Raw genomic sequence first — 17,790 nt, 5'->3', positions numbered from 1 at the left:
GGCTGGGGTGACCTGGATTGAGCCCCTCGTTCGTGGGGTACTCGCCGGTATGCGTCGCACCTTGCTCGGGATTTACCTGAACGACCACGTGGCCGTGGTGACCGCCGGGGTCGAGCTGGCCAGGCGTTTCGCCCGCGCCGAGGCCGACTGGGCAGGCAACGGCAAGCTCGACCGCCTCGCCGAGGAGATGGCCGAGGACCGCGACGCCCTCGTCGACATGATGCGCGCCCTCGGCGAACCCTCCCGCCCCACCGGCCACTGGGCCGGGTGGCTCCTGGAGAAGGCGGGCAGGCTCAAAGCCAACGGCCGCCTGCTGAACCGTTCGCCGCTCAGCCGCGTCGAAGAGCTGGAGGGGCTCCGGCTCGGCGTCGAGGGCAAGGTCGCGGCCTGGCGCACCCTGCGTGCCCGCGCCGCGGTCGACCCGCGCCTGGACGCTGACCGGCTCGACGAGCTGATCGCGAACGGGCGCAGTCAGGCGACGCGGCTCGAACGCCTGCGGGCACGCGCGGTGGCCGAGCTGTTCGGCGAGGAAACCGACCAGGCCGCTTGACGACACCGGTTCGGGCGCCAGGATCCACGAGTTCTTCCCCTGTGGTTAACCCGTTTCGTCGCGTCGTGTGTTAGCCGCCTCCAATCAGTCCGCAATGGACAGTCGAGTTGTCCACAGATTCGTCCACCTGTGGATCGCTTTGTGGACAACCACTCAGGCAGGTGTGGCGTACCGCGCTTCGGCCTTGAACCGCGTTCGAGCGGCGATCCGGCGCGCGCCGCTCATGTTCATGCGCCACGTGGCCATCGCGACGCTGACCCGGAAATGGTTGGCCACCGAGTGATCCGACCAGCCCTTGAACGCGGCGACCCGCGCGGCGTCGGTGGGGATGAGGAGCTCGCCGGACAGTTCGGCCGCCTCCTCCTCGATGCCCGCGACAGCCGAGCGGCAGCCGTTCTCGTCGGTCAGCGTTGGGCCGAACGGGTGTTCCAGGAGCACGTGCGCCATCTCGTGCGCGATCGTGGACCGCCTGCGGCGCATGGGGTGCACGTGGTTCTCGATGATCACGGCGCCGCTCGGGTGGAGCGGGACCAGCGCGGCGGAGAACACGTGCGGGCGTTCTTCCGTCAGGTGCCGCACCGACTCCGCGGGCAGGAACGGGCTGCGCAGGTCGAACACCTCGATCCCGTACAGCTCGGCCAGCGCCCACGGGTCGAGCGGGGCGAAGACGTCGGTGCCCAGCTCGGCCCGCACCTCGAGGGCGAGTTCCCTGGCCTCCTTCTTGAAACCCCGGCGGAGGGTCATTTCGACTCCTTGTTCTTGGCGCGGATGTGTCGCATCGTCAGGCCGACCACGTCCAGCAGGTGCTGCTGGTCGGACTCGCTGAGTTCTTCCTCGGCCCGGAGCAGCGGCGCGAGCTGCGCTTCGAGCGAGGGCCGGCGGCGCCCGTCGGGCTGGCCCTCCGGCCACACCATGAACGTCTCGGCGGGCATCCCGAGCCACTGGACGAGCGCGATGAACCCGTCCAGGTCCGGCCGGTGACCGTTGCCCATCCGGCTGACCAGGGACGCGCTCACCCCGGCCTCGGCCGCGAGCTGCCGCCACGACAAGCCGCGTGACTCGCGCTCCGCGTCGAGGGCCGCATAGAGCCTCCCCGTGTCCAGCCGTCCGCCCATGTGGCACACCTCCGCGTTCCGTTCCGTCGCAGTTTTGCCGAACCGTTGCGGAGGTGCAACGGTGATGTACTATAGGAACAGTGTTGCTCCAGTGCAACACCCGAGGAGGGAGAGGGATCATGTCGCGGACGGTGTACTGGGTCTCGCCGATGCTGGGCAGCTGGGACGTGAAGCGGGGCGAGGCCGTGCTGTCGCACCACGAGCGCAAGCGGGACGCGGTGCGCGCGGCCGCGAAGCTGGCGCGCGCCGACCGCCCGAGCGTGCTCAGGATCCAGCGGCGCGACGGGTCGATCGAGAGCAGACGGCTCTACGGCAACGATCCGCTGCCTGCTCCGGGTTGACTTCTCCCGCGGCCTGCCGCCGGGGGTGGGGTGGGTGGGCATGGGGTGGACGATAGGGGTGGGGTCTGACAATTCGGGGCGCTTCGTCGTGGCGCCTCAGGAGGCCCTCCGCTCGGTGTCCCCTGTGGACAGTGCGGTTTCCACCTCCGCGCACAGGATGTGGACCGCCACGAGGTGGGCTTCCTGCACGGTGGCCGCGGTGCCGGGCAGGCACAGCGCGTCCTCGACGACGTTCGCCAGCGGGTTCGGGCTCGGCCCGGTCAGCGCCCACACGTTCGCCCCCGCGCGGACGCCCTCCTCGGCCGCCCGTGTCAGGTTGCGGCTGCGGCCGTTCGCCGACAGCAGCAGGAGGATGTCGCGCGGCCGGGCGTGCGCCCGCACCTGCCGCGCGAAGATCTCGGCGTGGTCGTACTCGTACTCGTCGCCCACCGCGATGAGGCTGGAGGCGTCGGCGTGCAAGGCGATCGCGGAGAACGGCGGGCGGTCGTCGTGGTAGCGGCCCAGCAGGTCCGCGGTCAGTTGCCTGGCCTCGGCCGCGGACCCGCCGTTGCCCGCGGCGAGCAGCCGGCCGCCGTCGCTCAACCGCTCGGCGAGCACGCGGCCCCAGCGTGTGAGGCGCCCCGTCTGCCGACGGAGCGCGCTCAGCGTCTCGTCCAGGGTGTCCAGGTGTCCGCGCGCCACGTTCGGCAGTGTGGTGGTCGCGCTCATGTGGAGGAGGTTTGCCTGCTGTTCAACGTTTAAACTTCTCCGCCGCCCACGCGGCGGCCAGCCCGGCGAGGAGGAAGAAGGCCGCGAGCCACGGCAGGAAAGCGCCGCGCACCACCTCGAGCGCGGCGGCGCCCAGCACCCCGGCCAGGGACACGGCGAGGTAGATCGCCGACGCGTTCAGCGACACGACCAGCGACGGCGTCGCAGGCGCGGCGGCGATCAGCTGGTGCTGTTGCGGCACCATCACCGACCACGAGGCCAGCCCGTAGGCGACGACGGCGACCAGCGCGCCGGCGAACGTCGAGGACGTCCACGGCATGAGTGCGAAGTCGAGCGTGCCCAGGGCCATCGCGGCGGTGATGACCCGCATCGGGCCGACGCGGTCGGTCCACCCGCCGGTCACCACGTTGCTGACCGTGCCGGCGACCCCGGCGGCGAACAGCAGGACGGTGAGGCGGACGCCGTCGCCCGCGGTCGCCTGTTCGACGATCACGCTGAGGTAGATCGTGACCAGGTAGATCCCGACGAACATGGCCACGGTGGCGGTCAGGATCAGCAGCACGGTCCGGTCCCGCAGCGGGGCCAGGCGGGCCCGCAGGGTGGTGGCAGGCGGGTTCGGCACCGGCGGCAGCCAGAGCGCGACGCCCGCGGCGGCGACCAGGCCGAGCGCGGCGACCAGCCACATCGTCTGGCGCCAGCTCGCGACCGAGCCGAGCAGCGTCCCGATCGGCACGCCCAGCGCGGTCGACGACACCAGGCCCAGCGTGACCAGCGACATCGCGCGGCCACGTCGTTCCGGTGGGGCCAGTGCGGCCGCGGCGGTGGAGGCGGTCGGCGTGATGGCGGCGGCGCCGGCCGCGGCGATCACCCGTGACGCCAGGGCGAGGCCGTAGTCCGGCGCGAGGGCGGTGATGGCGTTGCCCAGCACGAAGACGCCGAGCGCGGCCAGCAGGACGGTGCGCCGCGGCCAGTTCCCGGTCGCGGCGGCGAGCACCGGGGACAGCACGGCGTAGGCGATCGCGAAGACGGACACGAGCTGGCCGGCCTCGCCGACGCTGACGTCCAGCGAGCGGGCGAGTTCGGGCAGGACGCCGTTGACGACGAAGGCGTCCGTGCCGACCGCGAACGTCGCGATCGTCAGGACGCCGATCCGCGCGGGCAGGCGGTGGGTGGTGGTGACCATGGCTCCTCAAACGGTACTGATCGGTTCCGTCTGAACGGTACTGATCGGTTCCGTTTCTGGTCAAGATCCGATACTGTGGAGCCATGCCGACCCGAGCCCGTGAACGTCTCGTGCAGACCGCCGAGGACCTGTTCTACGCGGAGGGCATCCGCGCGGTGGGCGTCGAGCGGCTGCTGGAGGTGTCCGGCGTCGGCCGCGCGTCGTTCTACCGGCACTTCGCGAGCAAGGACGACCTGGTCGAGACGGTTCTGACCGAGCGCGACCAGCAGTGGCGGCAGGCGCTGGCAGAGGGCGTCGCGGCGCGCGGTGACCACCCGTTGGCGGTGTTCGACTTCCTCGCCGAGCGGTTCGCGCGGGCCGACTACCGGGGCTGCGCGTTCATCAACGCGATGGCCGAGGTGGGCGACGCGGACGCGGCCGTGTATCGGCTGGCGCGGGCCCACAAGGGGGCGGTGACGGAGTACCTGGCCGGGCTGCTGGAGAAGGCCGGGTACGCCTCGAGTGCGACGCTCGCGAAGCAGCTGATGCTGCTGATCGACGGGGCGCTGGTCACGGCGCTACGCGAGCGCAGCGCGGAGCCGGCCCTGCGGGCGAAGGCAGTGGCGGAGGCGCTGCTCGGGTGAATTCTGGGGCAGTGCGTGGAGTTGGCTCGCGGGTGCGGCTGTCTGACTTCGCGGGTCAGGACTTCACGAGGCGCGCGATGGCGTCGCTTGCTTCGCGGACCTTGACTTCCGCTTCGCGGCCTCCGGCGCGCGCCGCGTCGACTACGCAGCTCGACAGGTGCTCGTCGAGCAGTTCGAGCGAGAACGACTGCAGTGCCTTGGTCGCGGCGGAGACCTGCGTCAGGATGTCGATGCAGTACTTGTCCTCTTCGACCATCCGCTGCAGGCCGCGGATCTGGCCCTCGATCCGGCGCAGTCGCTTGAGGTAGGCGTCCTTGTCTCCGCTGTAGCTCGCCATGTCCGCCTCCGCTCTCGAAAAACTCCCGCCATCATACCCGCTCCCCGTATCCGCACCCTTGCGTCCGATCGGGCCGTCTGTTCATCTGATTACCTGAACAGGTGAGGGAGGTTCTCCCGTGGGTGATCGGCCCCCGCTCGACAGGCGGGAACGGGTGTCGGTGGCGGGGATGGTCGGCGTCATCCTCGCGCTCAACGTCGTCGGCTGGGGGGTCCTGCTCCTGCTGGTCGTGCCGCAGCACTTCGAGATCGGCGCGTCCGGGGTGTTCGGCGTCGGCCTCGGGGTCACGGCCTTCACGCTCGGCATGCGGCACGCGTTCGACGCCGACCACATCGCGGCGATCGACAACACCACCCGCAAGCTCATCGCCGACGGGCAGCGTCCGCTCACCGTCGGTTTCTGGTTCTCCCTCGGGCATTCCACGATCGTGTTCGGGTTGTGCCTGCTGTTGTCACTCGGCGTGCGCGCGCTCGCCGGGGAGGTCGAGGACGACTCCTCCACACTGCACGACGTCACCGGCGTGATCGGCCTGTCGGTGTCCGGGACGTTCCTGTGCCTGCTCGGCGTGATCAACCTGGTCGTGCTGGTCGGCATCCTCCGCGTCGCCCGCGACATGCGCCGCGGGCAGTTCGACGAGGCCGAGCTCGAAGCGAAGCTCGCCGGCCGCGGCCTGCTCAACCGCGTCCTCGGCAAGGCCACCGCCGCCGTGCGCAAACCGTGGCACATCTACCCGGTAGGGGTACTGTTCGGCCTCGGGTTCGACACCGCGACCGAGGTCGGCCTGCTGGTACTGGCCGGCGGCGCGGCCGCGTTCGCGCTGCCCTGGTACGCCGTGCTCGTGCTGCCGATCCTGTTCGCGGCCGGCATGACCCTGTTCGACGCCGCCGACGGCTACTTCATGAATTACGCCTACGGCTGGGCCTTCGCCCGGCCGGTGCGCAAGATCTTCTACAACGTCGTCGTGACCGCCCTCTCCGTCGTGGTCGCCCTGGTCATCGGCGTGATCGAGCTGATCTCCGTGCTCGTCGACCAGGCCGGGATCACGAGCGGCCCGCTGGCCTGGATCGCCGGAACAAACCTCGACCACGCCGGGTTCTTGATCGTGGGTTTGTTCGTCCTGACCTGGGTAATCGCCTGGATGGTGTGGCGCTTCGGCCGCATCGAGGAACGCTGGGTTACGCCCGGTACGGGTAGGGGGTATAGTCCGGACCATGACTGAGACCGTCTACACCGTCACCGGGATGACCTGCCAGCACTGCGTCGCCTCCGTCACCGAGGAGGTCACGAAGATCGAGGGCGTCCAGGACGTCAAGGTCGACCTGCCGACCGGTTCGGTCACCGTCGTGAGCGCCGCCGAGCTGAGCGATGACGCGATCCGCGCCGCCATCGACGAGGCCGGATACGAGCTCGCGTCCCGGTGACACGATGACCGCCGCCCCCGAGCGCGCCGAGGTCGAACTGGCCATCGGCGGGATGACCTGCGCCTCGTGCGCGAACCGGATCGAGCGCAAGCTGAACAAGCTCGACGGGGTCACCGCCACGGTCAACTACGCCACCGAGAAGGCGAAGGTCAGCTTCCCGTCGGGCGTCGACCCGCAGAAGCTGGTCGACACGGTCGTGGCCGCCGGGTACTCGGCCACGCTGCCGCAACCGGCCGAGGACGAGGAAGACCACGTCACCGGCCTGCGTGACCGCGTGCTCGCGGCGGCGGTCCTGTCGCTGCCGGTGGTCGTGCTGGCGATGGTCCCGGCCTGGCAGGTCGACTACTGGCAGTGGATCTCCCTCGCGCTGGCGACGCCGGTCGTGTTCGGCGCCGGCCTGCCGTTCCACGTGGCGGCGTGGACGAACCTCAAGCACCGCGCCGCGACGATGGACACGCTCATCTCGGTCGGCACCCTCGCGGCGTACCTGTGGTCGGTGTACGCGCTGGTGTTCACCGACGCCGGCGAGATCGGGCTGCGGCACCCGTTCGAGCTCACCATCGAGCGCAGCAGCGAAAGCCGCATCTACCTCGAGGTCGCCACGGCGGTGACCACATTCATCCTGGCCGGGCGCTACTTCGAGGCCCGCGCCAAGCGCCGCGCCGGCGCCGCCCTGCGTGCGCTGCTCGAGCTGGGGGCCAAGGACGTCGCGGTGCTGCGGGACGGCGCCGAGGTGCGGATCCCGGCGTCGGAACTGGTGGTGGGGGACCGGTTCGTGGTCCGGCCGGGCGAGAAGATCGCCACCGACGGCGAGGTCGAAGAGGGCTCGTCGGCGGTCGACGTGAGCATGCTGACCGGCGAGTCCGTGCCGGTCGAGGTCGGTCGGGGCGACGCGGTCGTCGGCGCCACCGTCAACGCGGGCGGGCGGCTCGTCGTGCGCGCCACCCGCGTCGGCTCGGACACGCAGCTCGCGCAGATGGCGAAGCTCGTCGAGGAGGCGCAGACCGGGAAGGCGCAGGTCCAGCGCCTGGCCGACCGCGTGTCCGGGATCTTCGTGCCGATCGTGCTGGTGCTCGCGCTGGGCACCCTGGTCACCTGGCTCGCGCTCGGCGAGCCCACCACCTCGGCGTTCACCGCGGCGGTCGCGGTGCTGATCATCGCCTGCCCGTGCGCGCTGGGGCTGGCCACGCCGACCGCGCTGCTGGTCGGCACCGGCCGGGGCGCGCAGCTCGGGATCCTGATCAAGGGCCCGGAGGCGCTGGAGTCGACCCGCCGGATCGACACGGTCGTGCTGGACAAGACCGGCACGGTCACCACCGGCCGCATGTCGCTGGTCGACGTGCGGGTCGCCGACGGCGAGGACCGCGACGAGCTGCTGCGGATGGCCGGCTCGCTGGAGCACGCGTCCGAGCACCCCGTCGCCAAGGCCATCGCCGCGGCCGTGGACGAGCACGCGCCCGTCTCGGAGTTCCGCAACGTCGAGGGCCTCGGTGTGCGGGGCGTGGTCGACGGCCGCGCGGTCGTGGTCGGCCGCACCGCGCTGCTCGCCGACTGGGGCCTGCACCTGCCGGATGGCCTCGCGCAGGCGAAGACCGAGGCGGAGGAGCTGGGCCGCACGGTCGTCGCGGCGGGCTGGGACGGCCGGGTGCGCGGCCTGCTGGTGGTGGCCGACACCGTCAAGCCGACGTCCGCCGAAGCGGTGCGCAGGCTCACCGCGCTGGGGCTGCGGCCGGTCCTGCTCACCGGGGACAACGAAACCGTCGCCAAGGCGGTGGCCCGCGAGGTCGGCATCACCGAGGTGATCGCCGAGGTGCTGCCCGCCGACAAGGTCGACGCGGTGAAACGCCTGCAGGACAAGGGGAACCGGGTCGCGATGGTCGGCGACGGCGTCAACGACGCGGCCGCGCTCGCGCAGGCCGACCTGGGACTGGCGATGGGCACCGGCACCGACGTGGCGATCGAGGCGAGCGACCTGACCCTGGTGCGTGGCGACCTGCGCGCGGCGGTCGACGCGATCCGGCTCGCGCGCCGCACGCTGGGCACCATCAAGAGCAACCTGTTCTGGGCCTTCGCCTACAACGTGGCGGCGCTCCCGCTGGCCGCGCTCGGCCTGCTCAACCCGATGATCGCCGGCGCCGCGATGGCGCTGAGCTCGGTGTTCGTGGTGAGCAATTCGCTGCGGCTGCGCGCGTTCTCGTAGGGAAGTAACAACTTCGCGCCTCCCCGGGAGCCGACTACGGTGGCGGTTCCGGACCTGGGGAGGCGTGATGCCCGACGCGATCGTGATCGGTGGCGGCCAGTCCGGCCTCGCCGCGGCCAACGCGCTGCGGGAGGCCGGGCTGAAGCCGGTGGTGCTGGAGGCGGGTGCGGAGCCGGTCGGGTCCTGGCCGCGCTACTACGACAGCCTCACGTTGTTCTCGCCCGCGGGCTACAGTTCCCTGCCGGGCAAGCCTTTTCCCGGCGATCCGCGGCACTATCCGGTGCGCGACGAGGTGGTCGCCTACCTGCGCGACTACGCCGCCGGACTGGACGTGGACATCCGCACCGGGCACCGCGTGGAATCCGTGCGCCGCAACGGGAGTTTCGTCGTGCGCGCCGGGGAGGAGTTCGAGGCGCCGGTCGTCGTGGCGGCCAGCGGGTGGTTCGGCAAGCCGCACACGCCGGCGTTGCCCGGGCTGGATTCCTTCGCGGGCAAGGTGATCCACGCGGCGGACTACCGCGAGCCGAGCGCGTTCGCCGGGCAGCGAATCGTCGTGGTCGGTGCGGGCAACTCGGGCGTGCAGATCGCCGCGGAGCTGGCCGAGGTGTCGTCGGTGACGCTCGCGACCCGCAAGCCGGTGCGGTACGCGCCGCAACGGCCGCTGGGTAAGGACCTGCAGTTCTGGTTCTCGGTCACCGGTGTCGCGTACTTGCCGCGCCGCATCAAGGGCGAGCCGCCGACCGTGCCGGTGATCGACACCGGCCACTACCGCGGGCTGATCCGCGCCGGGCGGCCGGACCGCCGCCCGATGTTCACCCGTCTCGACGGCAACCACGTCGTGTGGTCCGACGGCCGCCGCGAACCGGTCGACACGCTCCTGCTCGCCACCGGGTACCGGCCGGACATGCCCTACCTCGCCGGTCTCGGCGCGCTGGACGAGCGCGGCATGCCGAAACACCGGCGCGGCGTGTCCACGTCGGTGCCCGGCCTCGGGTACGTCGGGCTGGAGTGGCAGAGCACGCTGGTGTCCGCGAGCCTGCGCGGCGTCGGCCGCGATGCGAGGTACGTGGTCCGGAAGCTGGCCCCCATGAGGTAGAAGGGACGGTGTGACCGATCGAACCGGGGCGCTGTCCGGCGTCGTCATCGCCGACTTCAGCCGGGTGCTCGCCGCGCCGTACGCGACCATGCTGCTCGCCGACCTCGGCGCCGAGGTGATCAAGGTCGAGCGCCCCGGAACCGGGGACGACACCCGCGCGTGGGGCCCGCCGCACGCCGACGGGGAGGCCGTCTACTTCCGGTCGGTCAACCGCAACAAGCGCTCGATCACGCTCGACCTCGCCGATCCGGACGACCTGGCCGCGGCGAAGGCGCTGGCGGACCGCGCCGACGTGGTGGTGGAGAACTTCCGCCCGGGGACGATGGCCCGCTACGGCCTCGGCTACGAGGACCTAGCGGCGGACAACCCGGGCCTGGTGTACTGCTCGATCTCCGGTTTCGGCAGCGGCGCGGGCGGGGCGCTGCCCGGCTACGACCTGCTGCTGCAGGCCGTCGGCGGGCTGATGAGCGTCACCGGTCCCGCGCCGGGTGAGCCGACGAAGGTGGGCGTCGCGCTCGTGGACGTCCTGACCGGGCTGCACGCGGCCGTCGGCATCCTGTCCGCGCTGCGTCACCGCGACGCGACCGGCGAGGGGCAGCTGATCGAGGTCAGCCTGCTCGGCTCGCTGCTGTCGAGCATGGTCAACCAGAGCGCGAACCACGTGATGGCCGGCGTCGTGCCGGGCATCCTCGGCAACCGGCACCCGTCCGTCGCGCCGTACGAGGTGTTCCAGGCCGCCGACCGGCTGCTCGTGATCGCCGTCGGCAACGACCGCCAGTTCGCCGCCCTCACCGAGGCGCTCGGCCTGCCGGAACTGGCCGTGGACGAGCGCTTCACCACCAACGCGCAGCGGGTCGCGCACGTCGCCGAGCTGGCCGAACTTCTTGGTGAACGCCTGCGGACCCGGCCCGCGGACGAGTGGTTCGAGCTGCTCACGCCCCTTGGCGTGCCGTGCGGGCCGGTCAACGACCTCGCCGAGGCGTTCCAGCTCGCCGACCGGCTCGGGCTCGCGCCGCGCGTGCCGCTGGGCGGGCTGGACGTGGTGCGCAACCCGATCGGCCTGAAGAAGACGCCGCCGGCCTACCGCCAGCCGCCGCCGAAGCTCGGCGAGCACAGCGATGAGATCCGCAGCTGGCTGAAGGACACCGACTAGCGGTTCGGCAGCAGCTCCTGGGCCTTGGTCTTCAGGCCCTCGACGAGGACGTGCCACGCGTCGCGGTCGCCCTTGAGCATCGCCTCGGTCGTGCTCTTGATCTGCTCGAACGTCGCGTGCGGCGGGATCGGCGGTACCTCCGGGTCGCAGCGCACGTCCAGCAGCGCGGGCCGGTCCGCGGACAGCACCCGGTCCCACGCCGGGCCCAGCTGGTCCGGCGAATCCACCGCGACCGCCTCGAAGCCGAGCGACCGGGCGAACTCGGCGTAGGAGAACTCCGGCAGCGACTGCGACTCCTCGAACTTCGGCGCGCCGCCCATCGCCCGCAGCTCCCACGTGACCTGGTTGAGGTCGTTGTTGTGGAACACGCACACCACCAGCCGCGGGTCGGCCCACAGGTGGTGGTAGCGCTGGATCGTGAGCAGCTCGGCCATGCCGTTCATCTGCATCGCACCGTCGCCTTCGAGCGCGATCACCGGCCGGTCCGGGCAGGCGAACTTCGCGCCGATCGCGTACGGCACGCCCGGCCCCATCGTCGCCAGCGTGCCGGACAGCGTGCCGCGCATCCGGCCGCGCATGCGCAGGTTCCGCGCGTACCAGTTGGTCGACGAGCCGGAGTCGGCGGTGACGATCGCGTTCTCCGGGATCCGCTGCGACAGCTCGTGCACGACCCGCATCGGGTTGACCGGGTCCGCCTCGACCATCGCCTGCTGCTCGACGGTCTCCCACCAGGAGGCGACGTTCTTCTCGATCTTCTCCCGCCAGGCGCGGTCCGCCTTGCGCCGCACCATCGGCAGCAGCGCCCGCAGCGTCCCCTTCGCCTCGCCGACCAGGTTCACCTCGGTCGGGTAGCGCATGCCGATCATGCTGCCGTCGATGTCGATCTGGAGCGCGCGCGCCTTGCCGTACTCGGGCAGGAACTGGCTGTACGGGAAGTTGGAGCCGACGATCAGCAGCGTGTCGCAGTCCTGCATCATCTCGTAGCTCGGCCGCGTGCCGAGCAGCCCGATCGAGCCGGTCACGTACGGCAGGTCGTCCGGCAGGACGTCCTTGCCCAGCAACGCCTTCGCGACCCCGGCGCCGGTCAGCTCGGCGATCTCGCGGACCTCGGCGGCGGCGTTGCGCGCGCCCTGCCCGATCAGGATCGCGACCTTCTCGCCTTCGTTGAGGATGTCCGCCGCGCGCCCCAGCTCGTCCTCCGGCGGGATGACCACCGGGTGCGGGAAGCCGGGCGGGCTGGACGGCACGTGCTTGAACGCGTGCTTCGGCGGCGAGTACGGCTCTTCCTGCAGGTCGTTCGGGATGATCACGGCCGTCGGCGCGCGCTTGGCCAGCGCGGTCCGGATGGCCCGGTCGAGCGCGTTCGGCAGCTGCTCGGCGACGTTGACCTCGACGAGGTACTCGCTGGCCACGTCCTTGAACAGCGGCTGCAGGTCCACTTCCTGCTGGTAGGACCCGCCCATCGCGCTGCGCGCGGTCTGCCCGACGATCGCGACCACCGGCACGTGGTCGAGCTTGGCGTCGTACAACCCGTTGAGGAGGTGGATGGCTCCCGGCCCCGAGGTCGCCATGCACACCCCGACGTGCCCGCTGAACTTGGCGTACCCCACCGCCTCGAACGCGGCCATCTCCTCGTGACGGGCCTGGACGAAGCGAGGTTCGTTGTCCGCCTTGCCGAACGCGGCGACGATGCCGTTGATCCCGTCGCCGGGGTAGGCGAAAACCTGCTCGACGCCCCACTCCCGCAGACGCTTCAGCAGGTGGTCACCGACCGTTTCCGACATGGAAGACTCCTCACGCTCCTCGGCTCAGTCCCACCAGTGACTTACCCGGACCGCCGCGGCCCGACACCTCTGGCACGGCGGTGCTGATCGCCTGCAGCGGCAGGCCGTCGTAGACCTGCAGGGTCTGCAGGTGGTGCAGCATGATCCCCTCGCGCAACGCCCACGGGCACACGTCGACCTTGCGGATGTCGAGCGTGTCCATGGTCGCCTTGGCGACGATCGCGCCGGCCAGGATCTGCCGCGCGCGCGGCGCGGACACCCCGCGCAGGCGGGCCCGTTCGGACGTCTTCATCTCGGCCAGCCGGGGGATCCACGCGTTGAGCGCGTCGACGGTGAGGGTGCGCCGCACGAACGGGCCGCGCCGCTGCGGTGGCGCCCCGGCCAGCCGGGCGAGCTGCTTGAACGTCTTCGACGTGGCGACGGCGCGGGCGGGCACGCCCTCCCATCTGAGCCGGTCGGCGACCTCGCGCAGCATGTCCCGCACGTGCCGCCGCATGGCCTTGACCTGCTTGACCGACGGCGGGTCGTCCGGCAGGAACATCCGCGTCAGCCTGCCCGCGCCGAGCGGCAGGGACAGCGTGAGCTGCGGTTCGGCGTCGCGGCCGAGCGCGATCTCCAGCGAGCCGCCGCCGATGTCGAGCAGCAGCAGGCGGCCGGCGGACCAGCCGTACCAGCGGTGCGCGGCGGCGTAGGTCAGCCGGGCCTCGTCCTCGCCGGTGAGGAACTGCGGCCGCACGCCGGTGCGCTCCTCGATCCGGTTGATGATCTCGTCCCGGTTGGTCGCGTCCCGGATCGCCGAGGTCGCGAACAGGAACAGCTGCTCGACGCGGTGCAGGCGGGCCGCGGTGAGGGCGGACTCGACCGCGTCCACCGCCCGGCAGACGCCCTCCTCCGCGATCGCGCCGTGCTCGTCGATCTGCTCGGCGAGGCGTGTGGGCTCTTTCACAGCCAGTGCCGGCAATGGCGGTGCGCCCGGGTGGGCATCCACGATCTGGAGCTGCGCGGAGTTCGATCCGATGTCCAGCACGCCAAGTCGCATAAGGGCCTAGGTACCCCGTTTAGCCCTGCGCCACACGGATACCTCCGATCTCATGGAGACGTTCAATTACACCGCGACCGCCGACCTGCCCGCCGACGAAGCGTTCGCGTTCATCTCCGACGCACCCAACCTGCCCCGGTTCCTGCCGCAGGACCTGGCCGAAGGCTGGTTACGCGCGGACGCGGCGAGCAGACAACTGGCGTGGGGCACGGAGAGCGGCGGTGACGACTGCGGGGAGTTGCGGGTGATCGAGCGCGGTCCCGCGCAGTGCGAGATCGCGATGACCGTGCACACCCGGCGCACCGATTCCGCGCAGGTGCGTTCGGAGATGGAGCAGGCCGTCGCCGCGCTGACCCACAAGGCGAGCGCCGACGCGGACGAGCAGCGTGAGGACCAGCAGGCGGGCTGGGTCTGAGCCCGGGCGCAGTGCTCTAATCGGGCACATGCGCGAACACGTGATCGTGTCGTCCACCACCGACAGCGAGTCCACGGCCCGGGAGCTGGCGGCGCAGGCCGTCGAGGCGCGGCTGGGCGCGTGCGCCCAGATCGTCGGACCCATCCTGAGCGTCTACCGGTGGGACGGCGAGGTGCACGCCGATCCCGAGTGGCGGGTGGAGATCAAGACCGTGGCGGACCGGGTGGCGCCGCTGGTCGAGCTGATCAAGGAGCAGCACAACTACGAGGTTCCGGAGATCATCGCGACGCCCATCGAGGGCGGCAGCGCGGAGTACCTCGAGTGGCTGGTCAAGGAGACCAGGGCCGGTTGATCGTTGACGGCCCGGCGCCGTAAACGTAAATTTCTTTCACATGTCGCGCCTGGTCCGGATCGCGCTCGTCGTCCTGTTCTGTGTTGCGATGGTCCCCGTGACACCGGCCTCCGCCGAGAACAAGTTCTACTGGGGAGTCGCCACCGCGGGCTTCCAGTCCGAGGGCAGCGCCCCGGACAGCAACTGGTCGCGGTACGTGGCCAAGGGCGGTGTCGACCCGTACGCCAACGCGACCGACTTCCGCCACCGCTACGCCGAGGACATCCGATTGGCGCAGGACCTCGGGGTGAACACGTTCCGGTTCAGCGTCGAATGGGCTCGCGTGCAGCCCGCGCCCGGCGTGTGGGACGAGGCCGAGCTGGCCTACTACGACGACGTGGTCCGGCACGTCCGCGCCGCCGGCATGACCCCGATGATCACGCTGAGCCATTGGGTGTACCCGGGGTGGGTGGCCGACCAGGGCGGGTTCACCAGCGCCAAGACCGTCGACGACTTCCTCGCCTTCACCACGCGCATCGCGGAGCGCTACGACGACGTGCTGTGGGTGACGTTCAACGAGCCGGTCGCGTTCCTCACCCAGGAGCTGCGGATCGGCGCCGTCAACCCGTTCCAGGTGCCCGCCTGGCAGGCCAACGTGGTGCAGGCCCACCGCCGCGCCTACGACGAGATCCACCGGCTCGACCCGGGCGCGAAGGTGACCAGCAACCAGGCCTTCTACGCCGGCTTCAACCCGCTGACCGACCTGGTCGTGATGGACCGGATCAAGGACAATGTGGACTTCGTCGGGCTGGACTACTACTACGGCATCAGCCTGACCAACCTGACGGCGATCTACGCGGCGTTCGAGCAGTTCTGGAAGGTCAAGCCGCAGCCGGAGGGCATCTACTACGCGCTGCGCTACTACCACGAGCGCTACCCGGACCTGCCGCTCTACATCGTGGAGAACGGCCTGCCCACCGACAACGGGAACCCGCGCGAGGACGGCTACACCCGCGCCGCGTCGATCCAGGACACGCTGTTCTGGGTGCAGCGCGCGAAGGCCGACGGCATGGACGTCATCGGCTACAACCACTGGAGCATCACCGACAACTACGAGTGGGGCAGCTACCGGCCGCGCTTCGGACTGTACGAAGTGGACGCTCTCGGCGACCCCGAGCTGGCCCGCAGGCCGACCGACGGCGTCGCGGCGTACCGGGACGTGATCGCGCGCGGCGGCGTCGGGCCGTCGTACCGCCTGGTCCAGGGGCCCGCGCTGTGCTCGCTGACCGCGCCGCTGAGCAGTTGCCTGTCGCCTGCCGACCCGTCCGGGCCGCTCGCGCCGCTGGGAACATCCGGGAGCCGCCCGTAGTTGTCCCGACATGGCGAAGACGTTGCGGTGGGCCCTGCCCGCGCTGCTCGGCACGGCGGTGGCGGCCCTGTGGGAGATCCCGGTCGCGTTCGGCGGGCGGCCCGACCCCGAGCGCATGCGGCGCTCCCCGCAGTTCCACGACGGCCGGTTCCGCAACCTCGCGCCGCCGCTCGTGCAGCCGGCCAGGGCACGCGACCTGGTCGGCGAGATGGTGTTCGGCAAGCAGCAGCGCAAGCCGACCGGCCCGGTGCCGCTGGTGCCGCCTGCCGCGCCTGCCGACGAGGGGCTGCACATCACCTGGTACGGCCACGCGTCGTCGCTGATCGAGATCGACGGCCGGAAGGTGCTGGTGGACCCGGTGTGGGGCGAGCGGGTGTCGCCGTCCCGGTTCGTCGGCCCGAAGCGGATGCACCGGCCGCCGCACCAGCTGTCCGAGCTGCCGGAGCTGGACGTGATCATCGTGTCGCACGACCACTACGACCACCTGGACCGGCCGACGGTGGTGCGGCTGGCCAAGACGCAGCGCGCGCCGTTCGTGGTGCCGCTCGGGGTGGGCGCGCACCTGCGGCGGTGGCGGATCCCGGCGGAGCGGATCATCGAGCTGGACTGGGACGAGACGGTCTCGGTCGGCGGGGTGGACGTGACCGCGGCGGCGGCCCAGCACTTCTCCGGGCGGGCCTTCACGCGGAACAACACGCTGTGGGCGTCGTGGATCGTGGCGCGCTCCGGGCGGAAGGTGTTCTACACCGCGGACTCCGGCTACTTCGACGGCTACCGCACGATCGGCGAGAAGTACGGGCCGTTCGACGCCGCGATCGTGCAGATCGGCGCGTACCACCCGGCGTGGCCGGACATCCACATGACGCCCGAGGAGGGGGTCGCCGCGCACCTCGACGTCCGCGGCGGGCTGCTGATCCCGGTGCACTGGGGCACGTTCCGCCTGGCGATGCACGGCTGGGCCGAGCCGGCGGAGCGGGTCTGGCGGGAAGCGAAGGCCCACGAGGTGGCGCTGGCGGTCCCGCGCCCGGGCGAGCGGATCGACGTGGACGCCCCGAAGCCGGTCGACCCGTGGTGGCAGCCCATCGGGTAGCGCGTCAGGGACGCACCCGGGTCAGCCCGACGCGATCCGCCGCGCGGCGGATCTTGAAGAACGTGTTCCGGAACCACGCCATCAACGTCGCACGCGCGTCCGGGTCCAGTTGCTCCTCGCCGGCGGCCTTCACGGCCTTGTAGTGGTCGATGAGGGTGTGCAGCCACGCGTCCACGTCCCGGACGCTCTCCAGCTGCACCATCCCGCCGGTCTCCGGCAGCCGCCGCAGGAACTCTTCGTGCGTGTTGCGGACCCAGTGCGACAGCTTGAGGTCGATCTCCGGGATTACGACCGGCGGGTCCAGTTCGAACGCGAGCCGCGAGCGCCACCCGAGCAGCTCCCGCTCCACCGGGTGGTCCCAGCGGCCGGGGCGACCCAGTTGGTGACCGGCGATGCGGCGCTCGGCGAACCACAGGAAGTCCTCGGACCCCCGGCGCAGGGTGCTGATCATCGACGGCGCCAGCGCGCCGATCACGGTCCGGTCGACGACGTCCCACGTCGTGCCGCCCGCGAACGGACTGTCGATCTTGAGGGTCTTCGCGGTCCGCACTCTGAATTACTGCCTTATCTTCCCGTTTGTCCGCAACCCGCCAACGGTGTGCTTTACCTCATGCCGAGTCTGCGGTCGAGGCTGATCTCGATCACGACCCGCTCCGGGTGGGGCGTCGGCTGCCGGTGGTACCGCACGGCGTAACGGTTTTCCGCGTCCACCACCGACTCCGGATCCTCGCGGACCACCGCCGATCCCTCCAAACTCGACCAGCGGCGACCGTCCACCTGGCTCACCACGACACGCGCGGGTTCGCCGAGCCGGACGTTGCGCGCCTTGACGCTGCCGCGGCGGCAGATCACCCGTGCCGTGGTGAAGTCCTCGTCCACGGTGACCCCGACCGGCACGACGTGCGGTTTCCCGTCCGGACGCAGCGTCGTGAGCATGCACAGGTGCCGCTCGGCCCAGAACGCCCGCAGCTCGTCGCTGGGCGCCTCGGTGGTCCTGGTCATGCGCGTCCCTTCGCGTCGGTCGGTGTCCATCTT

General features: G+C 71.1%; 21 protein-coding genes. 12 read left to right on the top strand and 9 right to left on the bottom strand.

From position 1 onward, the window contains the following. Positions 1 to 49: 49 nt before the first annotated feature. Positions 50 to 550 (top strand): hypothetical protein, encoded by a 501-nt coding sequence (locus ACCP09_RS04065; RefSeq protein ID WP_433743228.1) that lies wholly within the window; start codon positions 50 to 52, stop codon positions 548 to 550. A 153-nt stretch (positions 551 to 703) separates the two neighbouring features. Here the strand turns inward: ACCP09_RS04065 and ACCP09_RS04060 are convergent, their stop codons facing one another. Both ACCP09_RS04060 and ACCP09_RS04055 read right to left on the bottom strand, forming a co-directional pair. Beyond that, on the bottom strand, positions 704 to 1,294 hold the full coding sequence (locus ACCP09_RS04060; protein WP_123684198.1) for an ImmA/IrrE family metallo-endopeptidase: 591 nt from the start codon (positions 1,292 to 1,294) through the stop codon (positions 704 to 706). After that, entirely contained in the window at positions 1,291 to 1,665 is a 375-nt protein-coding gene (locus ACCP09_RS04055) for a helix-turn-helix domain-containing protein (protein ID WP_017986264.1), read from the bottom strand. Before ACCP09_RS04055 ends, ACCP09_RS04060 begins: the two co-directional genes overlap by 4 nt. 119 nt (positions 1,666 to 1,784) lie before the next feature. Between ACCP09_RS04055 and ACCP09_RS04050 the strand changes: the two genes are divergently transcribed. Further along, positions 1,785 to 2,006 (top strand): DUF2188 domain-containing protein, encoded by a 222-nt coding sequence (locus tag ACCP09_RS04050; protein ID WP_020416530.1) that lies wholly within the window; start codon positions 1,785 to 1,787, stop codon positions 2,004 to 2,006. Positions 2,007 to 2,102: 96 nt separating this feature from the next. On the opposite strand, the gene ACCP09_RS04045 is transcribed toward ACCP09_RS04050, so the two are convergent. Continuing rightward, positions 2,103 to 2,714 carry a D-sedoheptulose-7-phosphate isomerase gene (locus ACCP09_RS04045; protein WP_027932916.1) on the bottom strand — a complete coding sequence of 204 codons (612 nt, stop codon included), beginning with the start codon at positions 2,712 to 2,714 and terminating at the stop codon, positions 2,103 to 2,105. A gap of 22 nt (positions 2,715 to 2,736) precedes the next feature. Then, entirely contained in the window at positions 2,737 to 3,897 is a 1,161-nt protein-coding gene (locus ACCP09_RS04040) for an MFS transporter (RefSeq protein WP_123684197.1), read from the bottom strand. Between the two features lie 83 nt (positions 3,898 to 3,980). Between ACCP09_RS04040 and ACCP09_RS04035 the strand changes: the two genes are divergently transcribed. After that, positions 3,981 to 4,520: a TetR/AcrR family transcriptional regulator gene (locus ACCP09_RS04035; protein ID WP_027932915.1), complete on the top strand. Its 540-nt coding sequence runs from the start codon at positions 3,981 to 3,983 to the stop codon at positions 4,518 to 4,520. 55 nt (positions 4,521 to 4,575) lie between these two features. Here ACCP09_RS04035 and ACCP09_RS04030 read toward each other — a convergent pair whose 3' ends face one another. After that, complete coding sequence (locus ACCP09_RS04030; protein WP_017986268.1) at positions 4,576 to 4,857, bottom strand: metal-sensitive transcriptional regulator; 282 nt, start codon at positions 4,855 to 4,857, stop codon at positions 4,576 to 4,578. Between the two features lie 169 nt (positions 4,858 to 5,026). Between ACCP09_RS04030 and ACCP09_RS04025 the strand changes: the two genes are divergently transcribed. The 5 genes from ACCP09_RS04025 to ACCP09_RS04005 all read left to right on the top strand — a co-directional run bounded on the left by ACCP09_RS04025 (position 5,027) and on the right by ACCP09_RS04005 (position 10,727). Beyond that, positions 5,027 to 6,076, top strand: coding sequence for a HoxN/HupN/NixA family nickel/cobalt transporter (locus ACCP09_RS04025; protein WP_228685320.1), 1,050 nt, complete (start codon positions 5,027 to 5,029; stop codon positions 6,074 to 6,076). Continuing rightward, positions 6,069 to 6,278: a heavy-metal-associated domain-containing protein gene (locus tag ACCP09_RS04020; RefSeq protein WP_017986270.1), complete on the top strand. Its 210-nt coding sequence runs from the start codon at positions 6,069 to 6,071 to the stop codon at positions 6,276 to 6,278. Before ACCP09_RS04025 ends, ACCP09_RS04020 begins: the two co-directional genes overlap by 8 nt. 4 nt (positions 6,279 to 6,282) lie before the next feature. After that, entirely contained in the window at positions 6,283 to 8,478 is a 2,196-nt protein-coding gene (locus ACCP09_RS04015) for a heavy metal translocating P-type ATPase (protein ID WP_433743223.1), read from the top strand. Between the two features lie 67 nt (positions 8,479 to 8,545). Continuing rightward, positions 8,546 to 9,574, top strand: a complete 1,029-nt coding sequence (locus tag ACCP09_RS04010) for a flavin-containing monooxygenase (protein ID WP_433743221.1) — start codon at positions 8,546 to 8,548, stop codon at positions 9,572 to 9,574. Positions 9,575 to 9,584: 10 nt separating this feature from the next. Next, complete coding sequence (locus tag ACCP09_RS04005) at positions 9,585 to 10,727, top strand: CaiB/BaiF CoA transferase family protein (RefSeq protein WP_433743219.1); 1,143 nt, start codon at positions 9,585 to 9,587, stop codon at positions 10,725 to 10,727. Here the strand turns inward: ACCP09_RS04005 and ACCP09_RS04000 are convergent. Next, on the bottom strand, positions 10,724 to 12,511 hold the full coding sequence (locus tag ACCP09_RS04000; protein WP_400983637.1) for a thiamine pyrophosphate-requiring protein: 1,788 nt from the start codon (positions 12,509 to 12,511) through the stop codon (positions 10,724 to 10,726). The genes ACCP09_RS04005 and ACCP09_RS04000 overlap by 4 nt on opposite strands. 10 nt (positions 12,512 to 12,521) lie before the next feature. Beyond that, entirely contained in the window at positions 12,522 to 13,457 is a 936-nt protein-coding gene (locus ACCP09_RS03995; protein ID WP_228684978.1) for a Ppx/GppA phosphatase family protein, read from the bottom strand. A 145-nt stretch (positions 13,458 to 13,602) separates the two neighbouring features. On the opposite strand from ACCP09_RS03995, the gene ACCP09_RS03990 reads away from it, so the two are divergent. From ACCP09_RS03990 to ACCP09_RS03975, 4 genes are all read left to right on the top strand, one after another. Then, the gene (locus tag ACCP09_RS03990) at positions 13,603 to 13,965 is read left to right on the top strand and encodes a hypothetical protein (RefSeq protein ID WP_027932907.1); all 363 of its coding nucleotides are present in this window, start codon (positions 13,603 to 13,605) and stop codon (positions 13,963 to 13,965) included. 28 nt (positions 13,966 to 13,993) lie between these two features. Continuing rightward, positions 13,994 to 14,317, top strand: a complete 324-nt coding sequence (gene cutA, locus ACCP09_RS03985) for a divalent-cation tolerance protein CutA (RefSeq protein WP_123684189.1) — start codon at positions 13,994 to 13,996, stop codon at positions 14,315 to 14,317. Positions 14,318 to 14,405: 88 nt separating this feature from the next. Beyond that, positions 14,406 to 15,665: a glycoside hydrolase family 1 protein gene (locus ACCP09_RS03980; protein WP_433743343.1), complete on the top strand. Its 1,260-nt coding sequence runs from the start codon at positions 14,406 to 14,408 to the stop codon at positions 15,663 to 15,665. 10 nt (positions 15,666 to 15,675) lie between these two features. Then, positions 15,676 to 16,755: an MBL fold metallo-hydrolase gene (locus ACCP09_RS03975; RefSeq protein WP_123684188.1), complete on the top strand. Its 1,080-nt coding sequence runs from the start codon at positions 15,676 to 15,678 to the stop codon at positions 16,753 to 16,755. Between the two features lie 4 nt (positions 16,756 to 16,759). On the opposite strand, the gene ACCP09_RS03970 is transcribed toward ACCP09_RS03975, so the two are convergent. Together ACCP09_RS03970 and ACCP09_RS03965 are read right to left on the bottom strand one after the other, a co-directional pair. After that, a complete protein-coding gene (locus ACCP09_RS03970) occupies positions 16,760 to 17,305 on the bottom strand; it encodes a hypothetical protein (RefSeq protein ID WP_027932903.1) in 546 nt (181 codons plus the stop codon). A 53-nt stretch (positions 17,306 to 17,358) separates the two neighbouring features. Continuing rightward, positions 17,359 to 17,787, bottom strand: coding sequence for a TIGR03618 family F420-dependent PPOX class oxidoreductase (locus tag ACCP09_RS03965; RefSeq protein ID WP_433743215.1), 429 nt, complete (start codon positions 17,785 to 17,787; stop codon positions 17,359 to 17,361). Positions 17,788 to 17,790 lie beyond the last annotated feature (3 nt).

Origin of the sequence: Amycolatopsis sp. 3B14, assembly GCF_050958625.1 — a bacterium.
In the GTDB taxonomy this organism is placed as follows: Bacteria; Actinomycetota; Actinomycetes; order Mycobacteriales; family Pseudonocardiaceae; genus Amycolatopsis_E; species Amycolatopsis_E thermoflava.
Note: the sequence above shows the minus strand (reverse complement) of the source record. Positions and strands in the feature narration are given on the sequence as shown.

Coding starts and splice junctions, on each gene's coding strand:
- ACCP09_RS04025 (WP_228685320.1), top strand. CDS start 5,027: ATGGTCGGCGTCATCCTCGCGCTCAACGTCGTCGGCTGGGGGGTCCTG.
- ACCP09_RS04055 (WP_017986264.1), bottom strand. CDS start 1,665: ATGGGCGGACGGCTGGACACGGGGAGGCTCTATGCGGCCCTCGACGCG.
- ACCP09_RS04030 (WP_017986268.1), bottom strand. CDS start 4,857: ATGGCGAGCTACAGCGGAGACAAGGACGCCTACCTCAAGCGACTGCGC.
- ACCP09_RS04035 (WP_027932915.1), top strand. CDS start 3,981: ATGCCGACCCGAGCCCGTGAACGTCTCGTGCAGACCGCCGAGGACCTG.
- ACCP09_RS04020 (WP_017986270.1), top strand. CDS start 6,069: ATGACTGAGACCGTCTACACCGTCACCGGGATGACCTGCCAGCACTGC.
- ACCP09_RS04050 (WP_020416530.1), top strand. CDS start 1,785: ATGTCGCGGACGGTGTACTGGGTCTCGCCGATGCTGGGCAGCTGGGAC.
- ACCP09_RS04040 (WP_123684197.1), bottom strand. CDS start 3,897: ATGGTCACCACCACCCACCGCCTGCCCGCGCGGATCGGCGTCCTGACG.
- ACCP09_RS04010 (WP_433743221.1), top strand. CDS start 8,546: ATGCCCGACGCGATCGTGATCGGTGGCGGCCAGTCCGGCCTCGCCGCG.
- ACCP09_RS04000 (WP_400983637.1), bottom strand. CDS start 12,511: ATGTCGGAAACGGTCGGTGACCACCTGCTGAAGCGTCTGCGGGAGTGG.
- cutA (WP_123684189.1), top strand. CDS start 13,994: ATGCGCGAACACGTGATCGTGTCGTCCACCACCGACAGCGAGTCCACG.
- ACCP09_RS03975 (WP_123684188.1), top strand. CDS start 15,676: ATGGCGAAGACGTTGCGGTGGGCCCTGCCCGCGCTGCTCGGCACGGCG.
- ACCP09_RS03980 (WP_433743343.1), top strand. CDS start 14,406: ATGGTCCCCGTGACACCGGCCTCCGCCGAGAACAAGTTCTACTGGGGA.
- ACCP09_RS03990 (WP_027932907.1), top strand. CDS start 13,603: ATGGAGACGTTCAATTACACCGCGACCGCCGACCTGCCCGCCGACGAA.
- ACCP09_RS03965 (WP_433743215.1), bottom strand. CDS start 17,787: ATGGACACCGACCGACGCGAAGGGACGCGCATGACCAGGACCACCGAG.
- ACCP09_RS04065 (WP_433743228.1), top strand. CDS start 50: ATGCGTCGCACCTTGCTCGGGATTTACCTGAACGACCACGTGGCCGTG.
- ACCP09_RS04045 (WP_027932916.1), bottom strand. CDS start 2,714: ATGAGCGCGACCACCACACTGCCGAACGTGGCGCGCGGACACCTGGAC.
- ACCP09_RS04015 (WP_433743223.1), top strand. CDS start 6,283: ATGACCGCCGCCCCCGAGCGCGCCGAGGTCGAACTGGCCATCGGCGGG.
- ACCP09_RS04060 (WP_123684198.1), bottom strand. CDS start 1,294: ATGACCCTCCGCCGGGGTTTCAAGAAGGAGGCCAGGGAACTCGCCCTC.